Genomic DNA, 21,521 nt, shown 5'->3' with positions numbered 1-21,521 from the left:
CAGGCTGGTCCAGAATGCTGGCCGTGACGAGAATCACGGCGACGATGAAAATGGCCAGCAGCCAGTCACAAAAACGTTGAAAGGACATCACTTACCCCCTGATCGAATGATTGCGGCGCGCGCCGCGTTCTTGATGGCCAGCGCAAAGGCCGGCGTTTCCAGCGCCTTTTCGAAAGGCAGTTTTTTCTTATCGGCGATACAGCGCTGATACGCTGCTTTCAGGTCGTCGATCGTCGGCTCGCGGACGATCACCTTCAGTTCCAGCGTGCGCTGGTATGGGCTCATGTACCTTGCCACCATTGCTCTCCCCCTTGAAAAGCTTTTTGATGATCTCGTTGCGGAACAGATTGACGAAGTCGGCCTCAAATCCACCGACATAGGAACCGGCCGGCACGTTGTCGACTGCGTGGGTAATGCCGGCGCGTTGTAGTGCGCGGGGCGCTGGTCTTGTAGATTTATTCATCGACCATGCCCTCGATGCGCTTGACCGTTTCCAGCACGGCAGTGATGAATTGAAGCGCTTTCTTTTTAATTTCGGCGTGCTCTTCTCTGGAAAACTTACCGTCCTTGAGCGCTTCCTTGATTTCGAAATGAAAGTGTCCAGCGCGGATATGAATCTCTGCCACCATTTCCAGCAGAGCTGCATCAGAAACGCCCTCCAGCTTGGGAAGACGCAAATGCAGGCCGCCCAAAGTCTGGCTTAATGCCTCCGCGATCCGGTGATCTCCGGAAACGACCGACACCAGAACAGACTCGCCCAGGTTGGGCTTATGGATGGTGGTTTCGTTGAGGTTGCACTTGTTATAGAGGGTGCCAACTGGCATCCCGAGCACGGCAGCCATTTCCGGTACGCCGTAGTCATAGACCACGGCGCGGAACGCCTCGTGCACGTCTTTGGGCGGAACTAAGGGACGATTCGACGACATGTGAATCCTGCAATAAAGTTAACACTTCTCTTTTTGCCGGATTGACTACACTGTCGTTGCATATTTGCAATCTAGTCAGTCCGGCGGGACTGCTGGTAAAGCACAGCCCGCATGACCGTTGGCGCGGTCATGTGGGCTTTTTTCTATGTCAGAAGGGATGCGTAACCGAAATGCTTCCGGATGATTTCTCGGGCCAGCGCGGAGCGGCTCAAGCCTTGGTCCTGGGCTTCTTTTTCGAAGACTTCGACGACCTCTTTATCTCGCCGTCCAAAGGTCACCATCACGAACTTGGTGTTCGAGGGGCTCGCCTTTGATTCCTTTGCGCCACTTTTCTTTTTGTTCTTCTGCGTGCCGGTAGTGGGGTTTGATATCATGAGCTTGTTTAAGAATTGTTTAATAGAGTCCTTAAATTCTATTCCTAATTTTATGAATTGGGAAGGGATTCTTCATAAATTTATGAATAAATTTGGGAGCACCATTTCGGAGCGCTTGGCCTTCGTTGTCGGCGATCGAAAGATCCACCCGTGGGCTAAGTCCATCGGTGTTAGCAAAGGAACAATTGAAAGCGTCATGAACAAGGGCGGCATGCCGGGAGCAGAAACCCTTGGAATCATCCGGCGCGCGGAGAATGTCCGGATCGACTGGCTGCTAGAAGGGAGAGGCACGCCTTTTTACGTGGCGCCGTGTGCCAGCGACCAGGCGGCCGCCAGCTTATTGGATGAGCTGCTATCAGAAGAGCAGTGGGAAGTGACTGTGGTGAGCGATCATCACCGACTGGCATTCGTGCTATCCCAGCCAGGAAGCCACAGCGTCAAAGACCAATTCATCGATTACACGATCGTCGAGGTAATTGTCGGACCTCTCGGCCCCGCGTCCATCCTTACTCTGCGCAAGCGGAACGGCACACTGTTTTATACCTATCTCGACGCCGCCTTAATGGAACAGCTGGAAAAGGGAGAGATCGGCACCTATAAGCTATTTGATAGGGAAAAAGGATTACTGAATGCGCGCGTGCCGATCGACGTGACCAGCCCAGTATTCGATGATTTCAAAGATCCCAGCATGCCTGTCGTAGCAATCGAAGAAGTTGAGCTTTTGCTGCACTACCGCATGCTCGATAAGGACAAAAAACAGGCAGTCCAGAAAATTATCAGTGCTATGACGCCGGATCCGGACGAAGGCGAGCTTCCGGCACCAAGCATGTAATTACCTCTCCGATGGACCGCGCTGCAGAAAAGCCATGGAGAGCTTGCCCGGGTCTTGAATGCGGCGCTCCTCCCGGGATGGTTCGACCCGCTCGGGATCCTTTCCCTGCAGCTGCTGGGCTGCATCGTCTTCCGTCATCTTATAGCGAGTGGTCCGCCTTTTTTTCGTGAGCGGGCAGGTGTACCGGAACAGGTAAAAGATTTCGATGCGCTCTGGCTGCATGGCTTTCACTGTATAAAATTACAGTATAAGCCTTTACCGGGAGTTATTGGTCAAACTTCCCGTCGGTGCCAATACCCGCTCCACAGTGACTGATCCGTCACGGTGCCATCCCGTTTTGCTGCAGGTGTCCCTGAGCGACGCGGCAGCCGGCGAAGACATGCTCAATCTTCAGTTCGAGCGCTCTAAAATCCTGGTCAACTCTTTCCGGAACCAGCCTGGTTCGGGGATCTCCACCATTGCTTCCGCCGGCGCGATCGGCTTCGGCTTCGACGGCAAGCTCACCACAGATTTCGGCGCTGATGCGCAGCCGAGGAGCGGCAGCGCTAAGAGCGCGACTTTTAGCAATTTCATCCGCATGTCCTTTCTTGAGTAATTGTTTTTCGTGCTCGTACTGGCCCTTGAGGATTTCCTGCGCCTGCAGCTCCTCCTGGATGGATGCCAGTTCGATGTCCTTGCGCTCGGTCTCCCTCTTCAGCCACTTTGCATCGGCAGCGTTATAGCCGTGGGTATAAATGCCATGGGTGATGGCGGCCAGGACGGCGACCACTGCGGCCGCGATAACGGCATAGATGCCCATGCGTATCAGGTTCATGATTGTGGCTCCCTGGGAGTGACCTTCTTTTGTGCCACGTTGCCGGTGATGTACGCGACTACGACGGCGATAACAACCGCTGAGTACACACCGTCGGCAATGTGCTCGCTGCAGACCAGCCAGGATGCAGATATCAGCGTCGCTAAGGCAATCAGGAATTTGCGGCTTAGGAATTTATTCATTGCATTGCCATGCACTTGGCATGCCGTTCCAGTTGGCGGGTCCAGACGCCCTTGCAGCCTTTCGGGCCCCAATTCTGAGGTTGCGAACAATCCCTTCCGCCTGCTCGCTTGTAAGCGAGCAGCGCGTCACAGGCCGCGACATAGTCACCTGCCAACAGGTGGCGCCGCATGCTCGATTCGCTCCATCTGCCGGTGCCGTACTGGTACACCCAATCCATGTACAGGTCGAACTCCTCCTGGTGCAAGCTGGCACCGGCCAGCGACTTGCGGAAAATCGCCTCTTCCTTGCTGACGTGCGCTTGCGCCTTGACCAGTGCGCGGGCCGGTGTGGTCGTGTCGCCCATCTTCACCGGTGAGCCGTCTTCATGGAACGTGCTGCCAAATCCCACGGTTGGCCTGTCGTTTTTGGTCGGGATGACGGCGTGATCGGTGTATCCCTCACTCTGAACAATGCCAATGAACCCAGCCGCAGAGAGCGACAGCGCAGCAACTGCAATGCGTGCTTTTTTCATTGCGTTGCTCCTTCCAGCGCTTTCATGCGCGCTTCGTGTTCACGCTGCTCACGTTTGTCTTTGCGGGCCGCATAAAAGGCATTCATGGCATAGGTCAGCAGCGCCGTGATAATGCCGATGATGATGCCGATATCGGTAAGCGTCAGTGAGGAAACCACGGAGATGATAGCTCCGGTATAGCTCCCTGCCTCGACTGGATTTGTTTTTAGCAGGCTCATGATCTGCCCTTCTTTTTTCATTTGTTACTTAGATCTCAGTCGAACAACTTCCGACTTTGCGAAATTGCACATCAAAAGATGTGCGGGGGTTACACGCTTGCAGACGTTCGGATCCAACATGGCCGTCCCGCCTTTCAGCACCTGCATGAAACTCAATTCACTGCACCACCAGGCATCATCATTGGCCCAGTCTTCCGAAGCCAGGAAAGGAATGCCCAACGCACCGGCGAAATCGTACGGCCTGCCATACTGCTCAAGGCCCCAGGCGATCGCCGCAGCCTTGTCCCGGACTGGCACGTACATGTCCTGGTACATCGCCACACCCTGCATTGCCACCTCAAGTGGAATGCCTACTCGGCATCCATGCAGCATGGTTGCTTCAAAGACCTTGCCATCAATGATGTTCATTGAGTGGCTAAAGTCCCTGGAGCCCCCGAGCCGTGCGGTTGCAAGGCTGGCCAGGTTGGGCGGCCATTTCGTCGTGAAGCGAATCGTGACGATGTCCATGGCTACCAGCTAATTGCTTGAACCTGCTCCGGTGTTACAGCGGCCGCGATCTGCTGTTTCAGCAATTGCGCATGGTTGAAATTTTCAGTGCCGCGGGCAGTCATAGACTTAAAGAAGGCCTTGAAATCGTCCACGCTGGCCATTTGCAGGATGGAGTTATCTACTGCCTTCCACCCCCCTGGGAATTCAGGCGGAAAGTTGCCGAAAAGAGCGATATGGTTCGCCGTGCCGTCGATATCGGAACGCGAGAGCACATCGCATGCAAACACTTTCCCTGCGTGCTCGAACGTCGAGGAATTGGCGGCTAGGCGTGCGGCGTTGATTTCCGCATTCTTCGCAGCCTTGATATCCTCCAGCGTCGGCGGCGGCGGGAAAACCGCAATCGGCTTGCCGTTTTTATCTGCCGTTATCGTTGCGCCCTTCGATTGCGCGTCAATCAGCGCGGCGTGTTCTTCGTCCGTTATCTCAACGGCGTCAGTAGGAATTTTGCTGTCCTGATTTGGCACCTTGACCGTCGGCGCGTCAGGGTTTAGCACCATATATCGATCCAGTGTCTCTCCACTCTCAGGATCAGTATCTATGTGCTCGATTTCTTTCGGTTCGAATGCCGGATCGATAATGAGAATAAAGCGCGCGCCGTGAATCGATTCGTCATAAAAACCGCGTTCTTTCGCTGAATAAAATTTCATTTTCTAATCTCGCTTTAATGACCAACGCAAATGTAGAGGCAGTTCGCCGACTGATTTGCGCCAGTCGTCGAAGATTGCATGCTGAACGTCGTTCCGGTAGCTGTAAGGTTCGAATAAGTAATAGTTGTGGCGCTTGAATTGGAAAGCGCCGCACAACTCAGGCACGAATTAGGGAACGCAATCGGCCAAGTGGTTAACGATCCACTTAACGCAGAAATTCCCCATTGAAATATGATTCCATTTTGTAGTTTCGTATATCCGTTAGTTGCCTTATTGTTTGCCAGAGATCCGGTAAATTGCGCCATCGCCGAACCGCCGATGATGCGCCAATAACTCGTGCCGGCGGTTTCCAAAACAATCGAATCTCCGGCCGTTAGCGTCAGCGAATTTCCCGTGCCTGTGTTGTATCCAATAACATCTGTGCCGCCTCGCTGCACAGTGCTGGAATTGCTATTGGCGTTGACGATAACGATCGTTGAACCAGATGGGAATGCATTTGCAGCAGGAAGCGTAATGGTTACGCCAGCGCCAAGAATGACAGCCTTCCCAATATGGGCCGCCGTCAGCGTAGCGCTAACATTAATGATGGTTTCTCCGGCGAACTGGAAGCCTGATGATTTAACGAACTCAGTTGTCGCCGCCTTTGTGCTGCTGTCAAACTGCAGCGGCGTCGCAAAAACCCCCGAAGCGCGCAAGGCAGCGAGCAGCTGCACTGAGCTGTTTTCATTAGGCGTCAAACCGGCTGCGACAATAACAGCCAGCAATTCATCCATGACTTGATTGAATGTCCGTGATGGAATGATCGAGGCCTTCCTGATGCCAGGCACGCCATCATCAAATTTGCCGTTATAAAGATCGAGCTCGGTAGACCGGCTTAATGGATAGTCCATGCATTACGCTCCATAGTGAAAAATCACCTGCGTGTGTGCAGGCTTGAGCTTGACGACACGGCATTCGAGAACCGTGTTGCCACTCTGTTGAAAACGGGTGCCAAAGCGATCGCCGAAACGTGCCGTGGTGTTCCCCTGCCCGGGCAAATTCAACTGCCACACGTTGCGCCATTTGCGACTATGGAAGCGATCCCCGAAGTGCGACCGGCCAAACCGCGCCACCGGGAATTCCGTCACCGTTGCGCCGGGGTAGCCGAGCGTGGCAGCGAGCTGAATGAAGTACGAAGCCGATGCTCCGCCTGTTGCTGTGATTTTGGCGTGCACGGCAGCGCGGCGCTCGCTTTCGGTACCTTGGATCAGAGAGCACTCGTCCGGAAGACCTGCGAAGCGCTCCCAGTCGTCCAGCAGTTGGGATGAACTGCGCGGATCCAGCTCACGCGCCAAGAGCAGCAAAGATGCGTGTACAGATGCGTAAGAACGGGAAAACGCCTTGTACAGCTTGCCCAGCACACCATTCGGATTACGCGACCAGGCCAACCCGCGCGGCTGCAGCTGCGCATGGGCAGAGGCATATTGATCTTTGTCGAGCGTCTCCATATCAACCTCCCGTGAACGTGATCGTGCCGAGCACGGGAATCTCATTGAGGAGTGCCGTCACGTTGGCCGTCGGGGCCACCAACACGTGATCGGTCTCGCCTTCTGCCAGGGAAATAGCTTCATCCATGTGAGACTTCAGCATGGTGCCGCCCAAAGTCGCTTCCCTGGCGTATAGGTCTTGTAGCTCGGCGGTGACGGCCGCACGCGTGGCCGCGGTGTCCGGCGTCAGTTTGATGGTGTAATTGACCACCTTGGAGGTAGGCGCATATACACCGACAGATGCCGCAACAGGCTTGATCTCCTGGCTATTGATATGCGCCTGCACGGCGGCAACCGCCGCGGCGTCCGGGATGATGCTGACATCATCGTTATCCCGGACGAAATACACCTGCACGGTAGCGTCGCCATCCAGACCACCATAGACCCAGACGCGCGTCACGCCAGGCACTTCCCGGGCCCAGGTGATGTAATCGGCCACGGATCCGCCATGCGCCGGGTTCTGCACCCGCTGCAGGTAGCGCGCATACAGGCTATCCATGTCTTCGGCATCTGTGCCGCCCGTCACACCGGTGCCATCTACCGTGGCCGTGCTAGCCACACCGGCGATTGGGTTGACCAGGCTCAGTTCTGTGGCCGGCGGCAGGTTGCCGGCGGCGCCTGGCACCACTGCCACTACGGTAGCGAGAGCGACGCCGGCGGCGATCGTCACCTCGGCCTGCGTGGCATATTCCCGGCCGTCAGCCGCCTGCAGCAGCGTATCGGCTTCAATGACACTGCCATTGGTACCGGTCAAGGTGACCCGGCCAGTAGCGGCGGTGGCCGGCAGTTGCATGACACCCCAGACTTCTGCCCATTGGCGCAGTAGGAAGCCACGCGACCATGGCAAGCATTGAGAAATGAATTCGCGGATAAAGGCATACATGCCGCGCGCCATGCCGGCCATCACGCGCGCCAGGACGTTCAAGTTGCTGCGGCGTAGCCGCGCATTGGTGCCCGGCAGCTCGGCTTCGATATCGGCTTGTGCGCGACTGATCAGGGTGCGCAGGTCCGGCAGTTCAAAGGCCATTATGTCCCTTCCAGAAAGATTCAAATTGGTAACGGGAGGCCGTGCCGTCCGGTCGGTAGATCGCGACATTCAGGGCACGAATTCCCTGGCGTGGAGACAAGGCGCTCACCACCACGCGGGATGCGATACCGTCGTCAACCATCCATTGCAGCGCCTCCTGGGCGTATTTCCGGTCGCGCTCGAGCACGGCCGGCAGCTGCTTGGCCGCTTCGTTCAGCCACAGGCGAGAGCCGATCCGGTCCCGCGGATCCTCGTTGAACTCGTCGCCCCACCAGCCGCGGCGATCGTCATCGCCCAGATCCGCATTGGGCAGCTTGTCGTCCGGATTGGCTTGGCGATCGGTAAAGAGCGACATCACCACGGCAGTGAGCAAGCCATCATCCTCGGCCAAAAAAATGCCATCGATCACCAGGTCGGCGCCCTGGGTGAAGTCGATGAACCTGGTTGCGATATCGGCCATCAGAACACCTGATTCGGCTTGCTGGTCTTCCCGCCAGCCACATTGGTTTCGTTGTGGTCGTGCGCGTTATGCTTGGTGCGCATGTCCGCCATCGTCACGCCGCCGCTATCGCACTTGTCTTTGATCTCCCCAGTGTTTTCGACCATGGGTGTCTCGAACCTGACCTTTTCCGATGCCTTGACCACGAAAGTTTTCGTGTTCAATTCCGCGATGCGGCCGCGCTTCAGGACGAAGTAATCTTCTTCGTCGGTGTACATCGCCACCTCACCGTTTTTCAGCAAATCCACTTGGTAGCGGCGGTCATCCATGCACAGGATGACGGTGTGGTCACGCGTGCCGCCCAGGGCCAGCATAATGCCCTCGGCACCAGCCAGCGGCCGGGAGCGAAATCCGTATTGCTGGAACAGCTCGGCGTCATCCTTTGGTTCGCCGTCCAGTGCCTTGACTTGGACCGACACGGCATCTTTCATCAGCTTCAGCACCGCGCGGCTGGCCAAAAGACGCAGTTGCCGCCGCAGCGGCTGCAAAGCCCGACCCAGTTCTTCCATCATTGGTCGCCTCCTTCGGCATTGCCGGTCGACAGATCGATGATCGCGCCGGCCGACTTGTTGCCCTTGGCGCGTTCCTTGGCGTGCTTGCGGTTGTCTTCCAGGCCATTCGTGCCGCGGATCCGGCGATTCAGCGGGGTACCGCGCACGCCTTGGAGCACGTCGAACGCGGATGGGTGAACAAGCTGTAAGGTGGTCAATGTGCCGCTGCTATCGTCCTTGGAGTAAATACATTTCGCGATCAGCAGCTGCTGGTCAATGTATAGATAAGGCGATTTGACAGGCACCAGGAGGTTCGGCCGCCACAGTTTGCCGTCGTTCATCGTCCAACCTTGTACGACGATCGTTGCCCGGATCCCGCGGCCGCGCCGCACATTGCGTTCCCATTCGGCGCGCTGCTTAAAGCTTGGCCCCTTGCCGTGCTGCTCGGCGATCACGATCAACGGCCGGTAACGCGTGATCGCGTCATCCTGGACCGTGGCGCTGCCGTGCGCGACTTTCTCGCCAAACTCTGTGAGATTGCCCTTGCCCTGCCCCTTGATGGTGATCTGGCTGTAGCGCTCTTTCCAGGAATTTTCCAGCTCAGCAAAAAGAATGTTTTCGCCTTCTACCAGGCTCGTGCCAGCCTTCTGAGTCGATGCGCGCGTCAGAATCAGTTTCCCGGTGCCGTCGGTCGTCACCAGCACGCTGCGCATGCGCGCAGCGCGGTCGATCGTCTCGAAGGCTCGCTCGCCTTCCTCGATGTTGAAGCTGTCGAATATTTCGCCCGTATCGCCATGGGCCACGACCTCGATGCCGAAGGGCTTGCAGATATCGCGAGCGATGCGGTCCAGCGTGACGTTTTTCCACTGCCCGGACTTATAGATCGCCGAGCAATCAATCAGGTCCATGGTCTTGTCACGCCCGGACACTGAAATGCCATGCGACTTGCTGTCGTAGCGCGGTTTCGGCACGTCGATAAATCCGGTAATCACCGTTTGCTCCGCCAGCATCAGCGTGCAAGCCTCTCCCGCCCTGACCTGCAGGGGCGTGGCCTGCCCGGCCCAACGGTCGGTCACGCCAAGCTCGAAGGCGCCGGCGCATTGCTCGATGCCAACCTCGGCACGCATGGTTTTCCACCCGCCGAATACGTTGCTGCCGACCTTTAGCTGGACAATGGGCTCAGACACGGCGCACTCCCAGCGCGGTACCGCCTGGCACAAACAGCGGATGCATGATCGTCGCCGCCGCCTGGTTACGCGCAATGATCTCGTCCGCGTAGTTACCACTACCATACAGCCGATAGGAAAGCGCCTGGGCCGGCATCGATGCTGGCAGGGTCACGCTGGAAACCTGCGCCAGATCCGCGCCGCGCGCGGTGATGTCGCGCACCATGGCACTGCGTAGCGCATGCAGCACTTCATACACCGCATCGGGCGCATCAAGCATCACATCTTCCATGGCGTCATAAAGCTGGTCGCGCACGGCCACCGACGCTTCGATGTTGTCAAACGGGATATACACAGAGGAGCGCACCGCCTCGACAACGGCGGCACGGGCAATCAGAGAATACAGGGCGGCGGTGCTGGTGGCCTGCTGCCGGCGCAATGGGGTATTGGCGGGCACACTGGGGCGGGCATACGCGGTGCCCGTTTGGCCATATTGCCGCAGCGGTAGCAGCACGTTCATCGGTTGCTTGACCTGGTGACGCGCGCCGAAAAGCTGGTTCTGCGCCGCGGAGAAATCGAACAGGCCGACGATCCCGCGAACCAGGCTCGTCAGTTCTCCGGCCAGCGCGCTCGGCGTGGCCAGCAGCCCGACGATATTGGATTTAAAAATGTTGCCGGCACGAGCCAGTGAGGACAGGCTGGTCATGTCGAGCCGCAGGCTGTCCCGCACTGAAGAAATCACATCATTGATCTGGCCGACTTCAGTGGCGATCGCGTCGATTGACCAGCCTGGCAACCCGTCCACGCTGAAATCGCCGACGAAGACATCCTCCAGGGGACCATAACTGGCATCGGCCGCATCTTCGACCACCTGCTGGGTGTCGATAAGGACTTGCGGCTGCGCCTTGTCGCCATCTTCAACAAAAGTCAGCGAGAACGACACCATGCCGCGGCGCTCAATGAATTGCTCGCGCAGCCTTGACGGATTCACCAGCACGACTTGCCGCTCGCCGTGGGTCGGGTGCACCAAGGTGCCGGGCCCCGGCTTCTTCAGCGCTTTAATCAGCGCTTCCTTACCATCGAGATAATTTTCCCCGATGATGAAGCCATCCACTACGAACTCATCGGCCTTGCCGCCCATGTCCTCTGCGTAGGGTTGATCCTTGTGCGGAAACTCATGGACCACCACGCGCCGGCCGACGACCGTCTCTGCGGCGGGTGCCTCGAAAGGCACCCCGCGGAATGAGGCAGGCTGTAATTTGTCTCGGAAGCTCAAGGGATCGACTCGGCACGCAGGTATCAGTGCCGCCGAGTTTCACCCTTTCGTCAATACAACAAGAGGGGGGAGGTTGTTAGGTCAGAAGCCGTAAAGATTCTTCAACACGTGCTCAGCCTTCTTTTCTTTTTCGTTTCTGAAGATGCGGCGGCGCAGTTTGTACAACTTTGGAGATCGTGAAATGACAGCCCTCTCGAGAAAATAAATTGCGAATTCGGCATAGTCTGCGGCTTTGATATAAGCATTGCAGACTGTTGCGACGTCGGCATTTATTAGCTCGATACCGCGATCTGGCTTCTGACCTTTCGCGATCAGGTAGAGATCGTCAGCCAAACGTAGATAGACCGGCTCAACACTGCGCATGAGTCCTTGGAAAAGTGAGAGGTATGATCCCAGCGATTTGTCGCAATTCACAACTCTCAGGAACGACGAGTCGAACAAGGGGGAAAGCACGGGCCTTATATGGGTCAGTTTTTCAACCATAAAATAGTTGAGATCTTCTACTTTCACGCCCTTTTCTCGCGCCATTTGTTTGATCGTATCAACAGAGCTGCAAACGCCAAACAGATCAGCAACAAGCATCACCGCTGCGCCTCGTTCCTCTGCGCGCCGCGCACTTGCTGCAACGATCACAGCAACCCATAGCGAGCCGAATACGCCAATGACCGCGCCTACCAGCTCTTTCCACGCCTGCAAAAACTTAACAAATTCTTCCACTCTCCCCCCAAGGAAATTATCAAAAGGAACATATGATAAGGGATGTGCAACCGTACGAAGCCCCAATCAGTGCGTCAGCGTCGGACCGGTATCCAGCCGCATGTTCTGGCTTGTCAGTTTAGTCTGCGAGACTATCGGCTGGCCGAACGAATCAAAGGCGACCTGCAGCTGTAGCTTGGCTTCGATCGGGTTGAATTTCACCGACTGCTGAATTGCCTGCGACACCTTTTCCGCACTCGGATCGGCCTTCGCTGCCGGGCCGCGAATACTGTCGACGGTAGCCTGTTGCCTGGCAAGCTGTCTCTCCAGCTTCGTCTGCAGATCGGTGTCGCCATTGGCCTTAGCCATATTGATCCGGCGCTGCAGCGCCTCGTTTTCCAGGCTTAAACCACGGGCGCGCGATTGCTGGCCAGCGTCAGATTGTTGCCATTGGTGGAAGCCTAATGCGGCGACGGCAGGCACGGCGACCGGCGCTAAGCTACCAGCAACAGTCCCGGCCGCGCCCATCCATCTACCGTATTTGGCAGCCCGGCCGATATTCTTACCCCCGATATCGGCAGCTCCGCCAGCGGCCGCCACACCGCCCAGGGCGGTCGATGCCGCAGCTGCATTCTTAGTCAGCAAGGTCATCACAATTGACGCGGCACCAGCGCCGGCGCCAAGGGTCGCAATCCCAACCTTGCCGCCTTCAATCGCCTGGCCAAGCACGGGGTATTCCCGGTTAAGCTTGGCCGTATGTTCCCAATAGGAGTTCAATGCCGGGACTAGCTTCTGCAACGCCTGATGCTGCGAATTCATCTGCTCGTTGATGGATTGCTGGCGATTGAACCCAGCCGTGGCTGACATCACGGCGAAGTTGCCTGCCGTGGTGCCGGAAGCGCCACCGTTCATCGTTGCCGCCACCTGAGTATTGAAATTCTTCTGCTGACTCATCACGCCGATGTAGGCCAGCCTTGCCTGCTGATCTTGCAGCACTTTCCCGATCGCGGTGCCCTGGGCCAGCTGCAGCTGCTGCTCGATGATTGACTGTTGATCTTCGCTGGAGGTGGCGCTTTGCCGGCGTTTTTCCAGGGCGACGTAGTTCTTGTCCTTACTCATCACCCGGTTGACCAGGCCGGCGAATGCCGTGATCGGATCGACCCCCTTGGCCGTAGCGGCCTGCAGGCTGCCGGTGAGATCGATGCCTAACTTCTTGAAGTCCTGCTGCGTGTCGCTCGAATTGATCTTGTTAAGCAGGTTCAAGACATTGTTGCCTGCCTCGCTCATGTTTCCTGCAGTTGTTGCGGACGCCTGATTCGCTGCCAGCAGCAGTGCCAGGCCTTTCTCGCCCTTCATGCCGAGGGTGGATGCCGCCGCCATCTGTGCCGGCAGCATCTTGGCCATGTCCTTGAGCTCGAAGCCGCCCATGTTGCCCGACTTGATCGCCATGTCGATCACGGTAGGCAGATCCTGGGCCTTGAAGCCGAAGTTCTGCATCGCCCGGATGCCGATGTCGCTTATTTCCTTGGGCAAGGCACCGGACGCCGTGGCGCCATGCATTACAGTCGGCAGCATAGCTTTGGCTTCCGCATCCTTGACGGTGCCAGAAGCAAGGATGTTTTGGTAAGCCGTTAGCGCCTCGTCTCGCGTGCCGCCGCCGAAGCGGGTGGCTCCCATGATGATCGAATTTAGCCCTGGAATGGCGGCGCGGCGCTCCTGTACGGACTTGTCGGCCATTGCCGTATTGGCCAGCTGTGCCAGGCGCTGGTCATAGTCCAGCATGCGCTCCATCGGCTGCTGGAACACCATTTTCCCAGCCTGGAAGCCGGCAAAGGCAGCACCCAGCGCCTTGCCGCCCTTAACCAGCTTATCCATGGTCTGGGATAGCCGGCTGGCTTCTTCGTTGGAGTCGCGCAGCCGGCGTTTCAGTCTGTCAGGGCCGTCAACACGGCCCAGCTGATCGATTCTCGTAGAAAGGGTATCGACCGAGGTAGACAGCTGCCGCACCAGCGGCGGAAGCTCGGACAGGTTGTTCTTGGTGCCGCCGAGCTGGTAGGTCAGCCGGACGACCGCGTCACCCGACTGCTTGACGGCTTTGGGCAGCTCGCCCATGGATTTGCCGGCGGCGCCGGTGAAAGCCTGCACAGCTTTCAAGGCGTCGCCGTAGTCGGCGCGGATCCGGACGGTGATATCGTTACTCATCCTCGGGCTCTTTCAGTAATTCATCGAGGTAAAAATTGAACCGCGAGCGCGGCAACCCCAGGATCTCGCGCTCGCTCCAGCCGGTCCGCACGCCGAGCAGCAGTACCGCCTTTAATCGGTCTCCACGCTCGGCGACGAGTCTTCCCCCAGCTTGGCCACCTCGTCCAGACCGACCATCGTTAGCTCATTGAAGTCGACTGGGTGCAGCTTGCGCACCATTCCTGTAGTAAAAGGCCCCTCGTAACTGCCAACGCGCACGAGCTGTCGGGCGGCGACCGCCGCCTTGTAGTTCATCGGCGTCGAGAGCGGGGCTTCCACCTCCGCTTCCAGCATGTCTTCGGTCGTCATTTCGCGCAGCTCGTAGTCCATGTGGACTTCCTTGCCGATCTTCATGCCCTTTTTAAATTTTCCGACGAAGTTCGGCATGCTTACATCTCCTCGACGTCGCCAAAGAAGGTGGCCGCAATCTTGCCGCCACTGATCACGCGCGCAGTGCCGCAGGTGGCCTTGCGCATGATGTAGCTGCTGCCGTTGTTGCCTTCGGCGATGATCGTGCCGTTGCGGATTTCTTGCACCTCGCGCAGCTTGAATCCTTCCGTGGCCAGCAGGTTGCAGCGAATCATGCCTGGCTGCAGGTTGCCCAGGCTATGGGTATTGCCAGTCGAGTCGACAACCGGCTCATTGTCTTCGCCGCCGATATCGATTTCGGTCGAGCGTTCTTCAGTGGCTAAAGTCTTACCGCTGAAAGTCAGCTTCAGCCTGGCTAAGAGAGTAGACATATTTTCTCCTGGAGTAGTCCGTAAGTTTTAGAAAAGCCAGCCCGACGATGCCGGGCCGGTCATCCGGATCAGTTAATAAACTTGATCGCTGCGGCAAAGACGTCGAACTGGTTGACCAGGTCGGGCGACGCCACTGAATTGACCTGGTTCGGGTTGGCCTGCGAGCGCAGCATGATCAACGTGTTCTTGAAGTCCGCAATGTTTTCGAGCAGGCCCGCATATTCCAGGTCCTTGGCCAAGGCGACGGTTTCCAGGCGCAGCGTCTTTGCCGTGACAATGGGCTGACCCGGCGCAAAGTCAGTGTCATCGTTGGCCAGCTTGAAATCCGGGTAGCGGGTGGCGATCAACACCTTCCAGGCATAACGGAAATAGTCCGCTGTCCACTTACTCTGGATCTTGAAGTATGCGCGGGTCGGCACGCCCATGCTGTTGGTCTTGTAGGTCGAGACGATCATCTCGATCATCACCGTGCCATCCGGTCCATAACGCAGGGTCGAGATACCGGCCTTCAACAGGTTATTGCGGGTCGGCTGGTCGAAGCGATCCTTCTCTGCCGGTGCCGGCAGGCCTGGCAGGGTCATGCCGAAGAACGGTCGCGCCGGATCCGCGCTGCCGCGCAGCGCACAGCGGCCTGCCACCGAAGCCGCAATGCGCCATGGCGACACCATGCTGCCTTCTCGCACGACGACAGTGGTATGGGGACTGTTGCGCAAGCCACCGTAAGTGTTCAGGGAGGCATAGGTGCCTGATACCGAGACGAAGCAATGCGACTCTTGCTGTTTCATTGGACCGAAGCGCTCGGCAAAATCTGCCTCAATCTTGGCCATGTTGGAAGCATCAGTCCAAGGGCAAATCAACACGATGCGATCATCACCTCGGATCGCAGCCAGGAGCGGGCCGATATCCGGGTTGCCGGTTCCGCCCGTCATCTTGGTCACGGTCAGGGTAACGCCGGAAGGCAGCGCTTCACCCATGTAGAAGTTGTAACGCACATCGATATCGTTGCCACATTCGCCCTTGTGGCGCGCGCTCAGATTGACCTTTGCCGCGTCAGAACCATCCACAGCCGCAGTCAACGGCAAGTCCGGATTGGCGTTGATTTTTGCCGCAATAGCCGCCGCGATCGTCGTTGCCGTATCGGCCTTGGTCACGCCCACCGATACCTTGGTGGCGTCGATGTAGAGCGCCAAGGTGCCGGACTCGGTTGCCGGACCGGCGACGGCGATCGCGCCAGTGGCTGCTGCGCCGTCGCCCAGGTCATCTGTGGCAATCAGCGTGAACTTTCCGTAAGGGTGCGCCTTGAAGGCCTCGATAGCCATCTGAGCCAGGAGAGAACCACGGCCACCCAGCTGTACGGCACGATCCGCGGTGGCGATCGCCTCTTCGGTCGGCGTCGCGGTAATGGCGGTGCCGCCAGGTAGTTTGTTGCCAATGATCACAATCTTGCGCGGGATCGGCGGCGTGCCGGTATCGGCGCGTGAGCCGTCTATTTCGATATATTGCCCGGGTACGAGAATATCGGCCGGGACTTCGCGGAAGCTGACATTGTCGGCCATGGCGGTTCCTTTCGGTTGATGGGTAAGAGCGGTTTAAGGCAGGATTACTTTTTGGATTTTTTCGGCTCGGCCGACGCTGTAGCAGCAGGCTGGCTAGGCTCACCAGGCGCAGCAGCTTCAGGCTGTTCAGGTTCGACCGGTACGTTCTCGACCGTCACATCGCCGTCATGCTTCAGGCCCCAGTAATACGAATTCATACCGACCACCATGCCTTCAGCCGGCAGGTTGCCATTGCCGTCATGGCGCGGGATCTGCAAGCCTTCCCGAGGTTTGACGAGTTTCTTGTCCATTGCTTACTCCTGGAGATTGACGCGCAGCTGCGCATCGGGTTGACTGGTTGAATAATCAGGCGTGTCCTGCGCCCATTTCTGATGCTCGGCTGCGCTTTCGTGCGGCGCGATATCGACGTCGGCACGAACAGTCAGGAAATCGGTCAGGTTGCCTAATACTTCGTCTGCCGTTAGTGGCTCTGTGGCGTCGTAGGGGCCGACCCGAATGTGCATCGAGATCCAGCCATAAGGCACTTCCAGCTGCGCCGACTGGTCGACCTTCGTGATTTTCATGTCCGGGCCAGTGAACTTGCGCTGAATCAGATTGGTAATCTCGCGCGCCATCTCCAGTTCGGCATTCTCAACTTCCTCGCCCTCCGCCTTTTCGCCCAGCTGGATCTGGCCGACCACGATGAAGTTCATGCTCTGGAAATAAACATCGCCTTCAGGCCGGCCATCAGCGATCACGGTATAGATGCCGGCTTTCAGCTCGGTATGATCACGCTCGGCGAAATCCTTCAGGCTGCGCGTGGCAATGCGTGACGGATAGGCGCCGGCGATCGCATCCTTGAAACTGGTAAGAATGACCTGTTCTGGACTCAATGGATTCATTTTCCGAATGCCTCCTGGGTTGCGGCGGCGACGCCGTCCCGGACCAGGCGCACCACCCTGCCCTGCATCTTGATCCGCGTACGATTAACAAAGGGATTGGCCTTGGTGCCATGCTTGGCAATGAATCGGCGCAAGCCGTAGGTCCGCGCACGCAGTTCCTTTTCGTCGGAGACGCGCTTGGTGTACTTCAGCCACAGGTAGAGCGGCAGCAAGGGGGCCAGGTGTGGCTTGCCACCCTTTTCCACCGCTTCCGCGTAACGCGCTGTCGGCACCACAGAGTAATCAGCTGTGCCGTTCTGCTGCACGGCGATGGACTGTGTCATCGCGGAGAATGCCTTCGGCGCCTGCAGTTTTTCTTCCCGGGCAAATTCATGGGCCCCGCGGCTGACAAATCGATCCAGCGTGCGGCCGAAAACAGCCTCAGCGCGATTTGTCTTGGCATGGAAGCCTCGCAGATCGAGATCGGCACGAAAAACGCTCATACACCCTGCCTTTGCATTTTTTCAGCCCATTCCGCCATCAAGCGTTCGTACCATGCAGCCGGCGTCATGTTTTTCGGCGCTGACTGCAGGCCGTCGCGCAGCTGCACGGGTTTCTTGATATTGCGGATCATCAGCTCGCGCATGGCTTCCGCCTGCGCCCGCAGGAGCAACAAGAAGCGATCGCCCGGGTGGATCGTGGTCTTGTCTGCTGTGTCGCCGATCACGTGATTGCCGAAATAATAGAAACGGAATTCACTGCCCAGTACGGCCACCTGGTGTGCGCTCGGCTCCGGTGTCAAGTGCAGTTCCTTGCCGGCAGCGCCGTCGATCATGCGCACGTCTGGCAAGCGTCCTGGCCATTGCTTTTCCCATGGTTTGGCGCGCACGGCCGGCGCAATGCCCCACAGCGACGACTTGAAGAGGTAGCAGTCATCCGGCGCCGGATAGGCCATGCGCCCCGCTTCCACGGTAAGTTTCCCCAGCAGCGTGCGCGGCCGGTACCCGTTGAAGTCGAGTGCCGAGACCTTCAGCAGCCGTTCCATGTCTCCGGCAGCGACAAAAACCTCCCCGGCATCGTGCAGGGAGGCTTTCAGATCGGCGACCAGGTCGCCCATGGACATGCTGCCAGCCATGATTTACTGTGCGCCCCCGTTTTTCTCTGCTGCGCGGCGCAGGGTTTCAGCGGCGATCGCTTCGACCAGGGACTTGCGGTTCTTGCCTTCGGTTTCCAGCGTGCTGATCTTCGCCAGGTCGTCGTCCGACAGTTCGGCAAGCTTCGCCGTCACAGCGGAGACGCTTTCCTTGAGCAATTCGGCGACCGGATCGAGCTGGACTGTTTCGGACTGCAGTTCGGCATCGGGCTGATAACCGGCAAGCAATGTCGGATCGACGTCGCGCGTCTCGCCGGGCGGCACCGTGACGGCACCGATGTGCTGAAAATTCTTGGTCTCGTTGGTATAAGGGACGCTCGACGCGGTCATGCCGACCAGACCCAAAGCGCTGCCAGAAGCAAGGGCCACCGGGTCGATATGGGATCCGGCCGCCAGTGACAGTCCATTAACAACGGCATGCGGATCCATGGCGAAGGCGGCGGTGGCGAGAACCGCCAAAACCGCCAGCGCTAAAAAATGAGTACGTTTCATGTCGAATTCCTGCTCAAGTTGATATGGTCTGCCGGGGATCGGGATGGCGCGTCATCCGTCATTTCCCCGGGGTTCGCCTACGGCTTCTCTCTCAGGAAGTATTCCTGTTAGCGGCCGCTGAAGCTGTATGCCAGGACCGAGGTCATGCGGTTTGCGACAGGCGTCGGCACCTTGATGGCGGAGTACTCCTCGCCGTATGCCTGCTGCTTACCGATTGCACGGCCTTGGCTGTCGACGGCTTCGAACGGCTGGCCGGTGACAAACGGCTTGCTGACGACATAACCCAACAGACCGCGCTGGCCGATCAGGATGCGCTCGTCGCCGAGGTCGACGCCCGGTGCATTGGTGCCGTAGGTCGGCAAGCCCTTCACGCGCTCCAGATCGCCGTCCGGCGTGGTGTCGGTGCCGTTGCGCTTGGCCTGCAGGGCGAATTGCTCGGCATTGGTGATGGTGTCGTTCAGCACCGGCGACATCAGCAGGAAGTCCGGATTGACGAAGCGCTGACCGGACAGCACGGCCTTACGCGCGCCAACAGCCTGCAGCACCTTGTTCAGCTGCTGCTCGTAGGTCAGGCCGGCAGCGACATCCAGGTCGACCTTGGCGACGTTGGTCGCTTTGCTGTAGCTGATGGTGTTGGTACCGGTGTCGGCTGGCGTGACCGGAGTGCCAGCCTGGTTGACCAGCTGGATGTAGCCCAGGTTGTAGCTGAGAACACGGTAATACGTGCCATTCGGCTGAGAACCGGTGCCGTCAAACGGGGTGATTTGTGTGCCGTTCAGGGTGATGGTGATCGGATTCACCGGGTTGCCGATCGCGTTGCCCTGCAGGTCGCGCTGCTGGTAAGGACGCACGATCGGGAAGGTGGCAGTCTTGATCAGGCTGTTCGTGCCGGTCACCTGGGAGTCGAAGGCCTCGTTAGCGACTGCCACGGCGCCATAACTGTCGGCTGCGCGCTGCAGTTCGTTGATGATCCGGCGGCAGATCAACTCGCGCATGATGCGGGCGTTGGACTCGATGTTGCGTGCCATGGCATCCCAGTTGATCGCGGCGGCCTGGGTGAAGTGCCTGACTTCGTTCGAAATCAGCATCGCCAGCTTCATCGGCAGGATGTAGGCCGTATCCATGAATTGGCCAATACCGGCACGATGGATCGGCTGGCCTTCATACACGATGCCGTCGTTCATCACCTGCGACATGTCGCGCAGCTCGTACGGGATTTGCGTGGTGACGGTGGCGGTGAAGTCGGTCAGGGTCTGGACCAGCTCCAGGACGCGCAGGTCGGACAAGGCTTCGCGGATCACTTCGCGACGGAAGCCGACCGGCAGATTGGTGTCCGAAATATTGACGGCACCGCCGGAAAGCATTTTGACTTCATTGGCGATCTGGCCGGCATGCAGGCGATCGAATTCGGCCAGCACCTTATTGACAAAAGCATTGTCCTTGGCGGACAGGTGCAGTTTCCCCTCGGCGAATACGCCGGTTTTCTTCATCTGCTCGCGATACATTTCGCCGAGCTTTTTCGGCTCTTCGAATGGCACGGTGATGCCCGGAATATGCACATTGCCCACTGCTGCGGGATAGCCCAGTGCGGCCAACTGGCGAGCCACAACCAGCTCATTGCCATTCTTGATCTGCACTTCGGCCAGCTTCTTGACCTGGTCAGCAGTCATGTCCGGGGTGATCAGGTCGGTGACGGCATCGGCCAAGGCCTTCTTGGTCGCGTCATCGATGCCGGTAGCGGCGCCGATGGTGTCGGACAACAGCTTGACGTTGGCGGTGCGGTTTTCGGCCAGTACCTTGGCGGCATCTGCCTGCTTTTTAGCTTCGTCAGCCATCAGTTGGCGAACCTGGTCAGCGGAGAGGCCGGCGCTGACTTGCGGCATGGTGATCGACAGAGTGACTTCGCGATCGCCAAACTGTTCGGACAGCTGCTTGCCGGTCGTGTCGAACTGATCGCAGATCAGCTTCGCGGCCGCTTCGTCGGACGCCAGTTGCACGGCCTCTTCGGCGTGCTTCATCAACGCGACAATGATGCCTTCAGCGAGTTTTTTGCCTTCCAGGCTGGAACGCAGTTTCTTCAAAAGTTCAGCAAATTTCATTTGCATCTCCTGTAAGAGGATGGATTGGAGTTCGGGGTGGATGAGGACGGGAATGCCGTCATCCGTGACTTCGGAAAGCTGAATGGGATCCAGGCGCTTGATGGCGGGACGCACGACCAAACCAGCTCCTAGCATCACAGGGCCATGATTGATGCCCTGTTCGTTGTCTTTCCACTGCTCGTGATACTCGATGGACAGGTAGCGGTAACCCTTATTTTTCACGGCATCCATGCCGAAAGGAGTCCACTCCAGCAGCGCCCGCAGCCGGTCACCTTCGACCGACAGCTTCAACACCTTGGCAGCTGCGCCATCGTTCGGGCGATGCGCCACATCGACGAAAACATCCTGGCCAAACACGCCCTTATTGAAGTTGTCGACCATCGCCAGCAGCATCGAGCGGGAAATCTCGAATTCGCCATAACGTGGGTCGGTAAATTTTCCGGTACGTGTGACCGTCACCCAGGATTGCTGCTTGCCTTCTTCCAGATTCACATGGAGGCCGGACAGGAATCGCACTGCGCCGGCATGGCTGGCATCGAGGAGGATGTGACGTGCTTTGCTTTGCATGGTCGCCCTGAATAAAAAGTCGTGATGCCCGTCCGCGTTGAAGGAGGAGACGAATCGGAGAACCCGGGCAGCACGAAT

Annotated in this window: 29 protein-coding genes; 2 read left to right on the top strand and 27 right to left on the bottom strand. The window is 57.9% G+C overall.

The window, feature by feature from the left end; translation table 11 throughout:
- Positions 1-87: 87 nt before the first annotated feature.
- Positions 88-285 carry a hypothetical protein gene (locus EDC30_RS14125; protein WP_132259497.1) on the bottom strand — a complete coding sequence of 66 codons (198 nt, stop codon included), beginning with the start codon at positions 283-285 and terminating at the stop codon, positions 88-90.
- Between EDC30_RS14125 and EDC30_RS19510 the strand changes: the two genes are divergently transcribed.
- Positions 284-430 (top strand): hypothetical protein, encoded by a 147-nt coding sequence (locus tag EDC30_RS19510; RefSeq protein WP_165973830.1) that lies wholly within the window; start codon positions 284-286, stop codon positions 428-430. The two genes, EDC30_RS14125 and EDC30_RS19510, sit on opposite strands and share 2 nt — an antisense overlap.
- 25 nt (positions 431-455) lie before the next feature.
- Here the strand turns inward: EDC30_RS19510 and EDC30_RS14120 are convergent, their stop codons facing one another.
- Complete coding sequence (locus EDC30_RS14120; RefSeq protein WP_132259496.1) at positions 456-926, bottom strand: phage regulatory CII family protein; 471 nt, start codon at positions 924-926, stop codon at positions 456-458.
- 180 nt (positions 927-1,106) lie between these two features.
- Between EDC30_RS14120 and EDC30_RS14110 the strand changes: the two genes are divergently transcribed.
- Positions 1,107-2,132, top strand: coding sequence for a hypothetical protein (locus EDC30_RS14110; RefSeq protein ID WP_243656793.1), 1,026 nt, complete (start codon positions 1,107-1,109; stop codon positions 2,130-2,132).
- Here the strand turns inward: EDC30_RS14110 and EDC30_RS14105 are convergent, their stop codons facing one another.
- The 25 genes from EDC30_RS14105 to EDC30_RS13985 all read right to left on the bottom strand — a co-directional run bounded on the left by EDC30_RS14105 (position 2,133) and on the right by EDC30_RS13985 (position 21,443).
- Positions 2,133-2,354, bottom strand: coding sequence for a hypothetical protein (locus tag EDC30_RS14105; RefSeq protein ID WP_132259493.1), 222 nt, complete (start codon positions 2,352-2,354; stop codon positions 2,133-2,135). It abuts the gene before it with no gap.
- A 97-nt stretch (positions 2,355-2,451) separates the two neighbouring features.
- Positions 2,452-2,946 carry a hypothetical protein gene (locus EDC30_RS14100; RefSeq protein ID WP_132259492.1) on the bottom strand — a complete coding sequence of 165 codons (495 nt, stop codon included), beginning with the start codon at positions 2,944-2,946 and terminating at the stop codon, positions 2,452-2,454.
- A complete protein-coding gene (locus EDC30_RS14095; protein ID WP_132259491.1) occupies positions 2,943-3,128 on the bottom strand; it encodes a hypothetical protein in 186 nt (61 codons plus the stop codon). Before EDC30_RS14095 ends, EDC30_RS14100 begins: the two co-directional genes overlap by 4 nt.
- Positions 3,125-3,640, bottom strand: coding sequence for a glycoside hydrolase family protein (locus EDC30_RS14090; RefSeq protein WP_132259490.1), 516 nt, complete (start codon positions 3,638-3,640; stop codon positions 3,125-3,127). Before EDC30_RS14090 ends, EDC30_RS14095 begins: the two co-directional genes overlap by 4 nt.
- Positions 3,637-3,879: a holin gene (locus tag EDC30_RS14085; RefSeq protein WP_243656792.1), complete on the bottom strand. Its 243-nt coding sequence runs from the start codon at positions 3,877-3,879 to the stop codon at positions 3,637-3,639. Before EDC30_RS14085 ends, EDC30_RS14090 begins: the two co-directional genes overlap by 4 nt.
- A 3-nt stretch (positions 3,880-3,882) precedes the next feature.
- Positions 3,883-4,365 (bottom strand): hypothetical protein, encoded by a 483-nt coding sequence (locus tag EDC30_RS14080; protein ID WP_132259489.1) that lies wholly within the window; start codon positions 4,363-4,365, stop codon positions 3,883-3,885.
- Positions 4,366-4,367: 2 nt separating this feature from the next.
- The gene (locus tag EDC30_RS14075; RefSeq protein ID WP_132259488.1) at positions 4,368-5,054 is read right to left on the bottom strand and encodes a DUF4376 domain-containing protein; all 687 of its coding nucleotides are present in this window, start codon (positions 5,052-5,054) and stop codon (positions 4,368-4,370) included.
- 14 nt (positions 5,055-5,068) lie between these two features.
- Complete coding sequence (locus EDC30_RS14070; RefSeq protein ID WP_132259487.1) at positions 5,069-5,944, bottom strand: gp53-like domain-containing protein; 876 nt, start codon at positions 5,942-5,944, stop codon at positions 5,069-5,071.
- Positions 5,945-5,947: 3 nt separating this feature from the next.
- Entirely contained in the window at positions 5,948-6,541 is a 594-nt protein-coding gene (locus tag EDC30_RS14065) for a YmfQ family protein (RefSeq protein ID WP_165973829.1), read from the bottom strand.
- A gap of 1 nt (position 6,542) precedes the next feature.
- On the bottom strand, positions 6,543-7,607 hold the full coding sequence (locus EDC30_RS14060) for a baseplate J/gp47 family protein (RefSeq protein WP_132259485.1): 1,065 nt from the start codon (positions 7,605-7,607) through the stop codon (positions 6,543-6,545).
- Complete coding sequence (locus EDC30_RS14055; RefSeq protein ID WP_132259484.1) at positions 7,597-8,067, bottom strand: phage GP46 family protein; 471 nt, start codon at positions 8,065-8,067, stop codon at positions 7,597-7,599. Before EDC30_RS14055 ends, EDC30_RS14060 begins: the two co-directional genes overlap by 11 nt.
- Positions 8,067-8,618: a phage baseplate assembly protein V gene (locus tag EDC30_RS14050; RefSeq protein WP_132259483.1), complete on the bottom strand. Its 552-nt coding sequence runs from the start codon at positions 8,616-8,618 to the stop codon at positions 8,067-8,069. The genes EDC30_RS14055 and EDC30_RS14050 overlap by 1 nt, the downstream gene beginning before the upstream one ends.
- Positions 8,615-9,784: a phage baseplate assembly protein gene (locus EDC30_RS14045; protein ID WP_132259482.1), complete on the bottom strand. Its 1,170-nt coding sequence runs from the start codon at positions 9,782-9,784 to the stop codon at positions 8,615-8,617. The genes EDC30_RS14050 and EDC30_RS14045 overlap by 4 nt, the downstream gene beginning before the upstream one ends.
- On the bottom strand, positions 9,777-11,039 hold the full coding sequence (locus tag EDC30_RS14040) for a DNA circularization protein (RefSeq protein WP_165973828.1): 1,263 nt from the start codon (positions 11,037-11,039) through the stop codon (positions 9,777-9,779). Before EDC30_RS14040 ends, EDC30_RS14045 begins: the two co-directional genes overlap by 8 nt.
- Positions 11,040-11,120: 81 nt before the next feature.
- Complete coding sequence (locus EDC30_RS14035) at positions 11,121-11,756, bottom strand: hypothetical protein (RefSeq protein WP_132259480.1); 636 nt, start codon at positions 11,754-11,756, stop codon at positions 11,121-11,123.
- Between the two features lie 66 nt (positions 11,757-11,822).
- The gene (locus EDC30_RS14030) at positions 11,823-13,937 is read right to left on the bottom strand and encodes a phage tail tape measure protein (RefSeq protein ID WP_132259479.1); all 2,115 of its coding nucleotides are present in this window, start codon (positions 13,935-13,937) and stop codon (positions 11,823-11,825) included.
- A gap of 111 nt (positions 13,938-14,048) precedes the next feature.
- Positions 14,049-14,363, bottom strand: a complete 315-nt coding sequence (locus EDC30_RS14025) for a phage tail assembly protein (protein WP_132259478.1) — start codon at positions 14,361-14,363, stop codon at positions 14,049-14,051.
- 2 nt (positions 14,364-14,365) lie between these two features.
- Entirely contained in the window at positions 14,366-14,716 is a 351-nt protein-coding gene (locus tag EDC30_RS14020; RefSeq protein ID WP_132259477.1) for a phage tail tube protein, read from the bottom strand.
- Positions 14,717-14,784: 68 nt separating this feature from the next.
- On the bottom strand, positions 14,785-16,272 hold the full coding sequence (locus EDC30_RS14015) for a phage tail sheath subtilisin-like domain-containing protein (protein ID WP_132259476.1): 1,488 nt from the start codon (positions 16,270-16,272) through the stop codon (positions 14,785-14,787).
- A gap of 44 nt (positions 16,273-16,316) precedes the next feature.
- Positions 16,317-16,562, bottom strand: coding sequence for a DUF2635 domain-containing protein (locus tag EDC30_RS14010; protein ID WP_132259475.1), 246 nt, complete (start codon positions 16,560-16,562; stop codon positions 16,317-16,319).
- Positions 16,563-16,565: 3 nt separating this feature from the next.
- On the bottom strand, positions 16,566-17,153 hold the full coding sequence (locus EDC30_RS14005) for a hypothetical protein (RefSeq protein ID WP_132259474.1): 588 nt from the start codon (positions 17,151-17,153) through the stop codon (positions 16,566-16,568).
- The gene (locus tag EDC30_RS14000) at positions 17,150-17,635 is read right to left on the bottom strand and encodes a hypothetical protein (RefSeq protein ID WP_132259473.1); all 486 of its coding nucleotides are present in this window, start codon (positions 17,633-17,635) and stop codon (positions 17,150-17,152) included. The genes EDC30_RS14005 and EDC30_RS14000 overlap by 4 nt, the downstream gene beginning before the upstream one ends.
- Positions 17,632-18,255, bottom strand: a complete 624-nt coding sequence (locus EDC30_RS13995) for a hypothetical protein (RefSeq protein ID WP_132259472.1) — start codon at positions 18,253-18,255, stop codon at positions 17,632-17,634. The genes EDC30_RS14000 and EDC30_RS13995 overlap by 4 nt, the downstream gene beginning before the upstream one ends.
- A gap of 15 nt (positions 18,256-18,270) precedes the next feature.
- The gene (locus tag EDC30_RS13990) at positions 18,271-18,777 is read right to left on the bottom strand and encodes a hypothetical protein (RefSeq protein WP_132259471.1); all 507 of its coding nucleotides are present in this window, start codon (positions 18,775-18,777) and stop codon (positions 18,271-18,273) included.
- 107 nt (positions 18,778-18,884) lie between these two features.
- Positions 18,885-21,443: a phage protease gene (locus EDC30_RS13985; protein WP_132259470.1), complete on the bottom strand. Its 2,559-nt coding sequence runs from the start codon at positions 21,441-21,443 to the stop codon at positions 18,885-18,887.
- Positions 21,444-21,521 lie beyond the last annotated feature (78 nt).

Source organism: Paucimonas lemoignei (assembly GCF_004342585.1).
GTDB classification, from domain to species: domain Bacteria; phylum Pseudomonadota; class Gammaproteobacteria; order Burkholderiales; family Burkholderiaceae_D; genus Paucimonas; species Paucimonas lemoignei.
The sequence above is the reverse complement of the archived record's forward strand: the minus strand, read 5'-3'. Positions and strand labels throughout refer to the sequence as shown.

Coding starts and splice junctions, on each gene's coding strand:
- EDC30_RS14095 (WP_132259491.1), bottom strand. CDS start 3,128: ATGAATAAATTCCTAAGCCGCAAATTCCTGATTGCCTTAGCGACGCTG.
- EDC30_RS14105 (WP_132259493.1), bottom strand. CDS start 2,354: ATGCAGCCAGAGCGCATCGAAATCTTTTACCTGTTCCGGTACACCTGC.
- EDC30_RS14050 (WP_132259483.1), bottom strand. CDS start 8,618: ATGATGGAAGAACTGGGTCGGGCTTTGCAGCCGCTGCGGCGGCAACTG.
- EDC30_RS14025 (WP_132259478.1), bottom strand. CDS start 14,363: ATGCCGAACTTCGTCGGAAAATTTAAAAAGGGCATGAAGATCGGCAAG.
- EDC30_RS19510 (WP_165973830.1), top strand. CDS start 284: ATGTACCTTGCCACCATTGCTCTCCCCCTTGAAAAGCTTTTTGATGAT.
- EDC30_RS14060 (WP_132259485.1), bottom strand. CDS start 7,607: ATGGCCTTTGAACTGCCGGACCTGCGCACCCTGATCAGTCGCGCACAA.
- EDC30_RS14125 (WP_132259497.1), bottom strand. CDS start 285: ATGAGCCCATACCAGCGCACGCTGGAACTGAAGGTGATCGTCCGCGAG.
- EDC30_RS14090 (WP_132259490.1), bottom strand. CDS start 3,640: ATGAAAAAAGCACGCATTGCAGTTGCTGCGCTGTCGCTCTCTGCGGCT.
- EDC30_RS14020 (WP_132259477.1), bottom strand. CDS start 14,716: ATGTCTACTCTCTTAGCCAGGCTGAAGCTGACTTTCAGCGGTAAGACT.
- EDC30_RS14075 (WP_132259488.1), bottom strand. CDS start 5,054: ATGAAATTTTATTCAGCGAAAGAACGCGGTTTTTATGACGAATCGATT.
- EDC30_RS14000 (WP_132259473.1), bottom strand. CDS start 17,635: ATGAGCGTTTTTCGTGCCGATCTCGATCTGCGAGGCTTCCATGCCAAG.
- EDC30_RS14015 (WP_132259476.1), bottom strand. CDS start 16,272: ATGGCCGACAATGTCAGCTTCCGCGAAGTCCCGGCCGATATTCTCGTA.
- EDC30_RS14080 (WP_132259489.1), bottom strand. CDS start 4,365: ATGGACATCGTCACGATTCGCTTCACGACGAAATGGCCGCCCAACCTG.
- EDC30_RS14065 (WP_165973829.1), bottom strand. CDS start 6,541: ATGGAGACGCTCGACAAAGATCAATATGCCTCTGCCCATGCGCAGCTG.
- EDC30_RS13995 (WP_132259472.1), bottom strand. CDS start 18,255: ATGTCCATGGGCGACCTGGTCGCCGATCTGAAAGCCTCCCTGCACGAT.
- EDC30_RS14120 (WP_132259496.1), bottom strand. CDS start 926: ATGTCGTCGAATCGTCCCTTAGTTCCGCCCAAAGACGTGCACGAGGCG.
- EDC30_RS14005 (WP_132259474.1), bottom strand. CDS start 17,153: ATGAATCCATTGAGTCCAGAACAGGTCATTCTTACCAGTTTCAAGGAT.
- EDC30_RS13990 (WP_132259471.1), bottom strand. CDS start 18,777: ATGAAACGTACTCATTTTTTAGCGCTGGCGGTTTTGGCGGTTCTCGCC.
- EDC30_RS14055 (WP_132259484.1), bottom strand. CDS start 8,067: ATGGCCGATATCGCAACCAGGTTCATCGACTTCACCCAGGGCGCCGAC.
- EDC30_RS14085 (WP_243656792.1), bottom strand. CDS start 3,879: ATGAAAAAAGAAGGGCAGATCATGAGCCTGCTAAAAACAAATCCAGTC.
- EDC30_RS13985 (WP_132259470.1), bottom strand. CDS start 21,443: ATGCAAAGCAAAGCACGTCACATCCTCCTCGATGCCAGCCATGCCGGC.
- EDC30_RS14100 (WP_132259492.1), bottom strand. CDS start 2,946: ATGAACCTGATACGCATGGGCATCTATGCCGTTATCGCGGCCGCAGTG.
- EDC30_RS14070 (WP_132259487.1), bottom strand. CDS start 5,944: ATGGACTATCCATTAAGCCGGTCTACCGAGCTCGATCTTTATAACGGC.
- EDC30_RS14010 (WP_132259475.1), bottom strand. CDS start 16,562: ATGGACAAGAAACTCGTCAAACCTCGGGAAGGCTTGCAGATCCCGCGC.
- EDC30_RS14110 (WP_243656793.1), top strand. CDS start 1,107: ATGATTTCTCGGGCCAGCGCGGAGCGGCTCAAGCCTTGGTCCTGGGCT.
- EDC30_RS14030 (WP_132259479.1), bottom strand. CDS start 13,937: ATGAGTAACGATATCACCGTCCGGATCCGCGCCGACTACGGCGACGCC.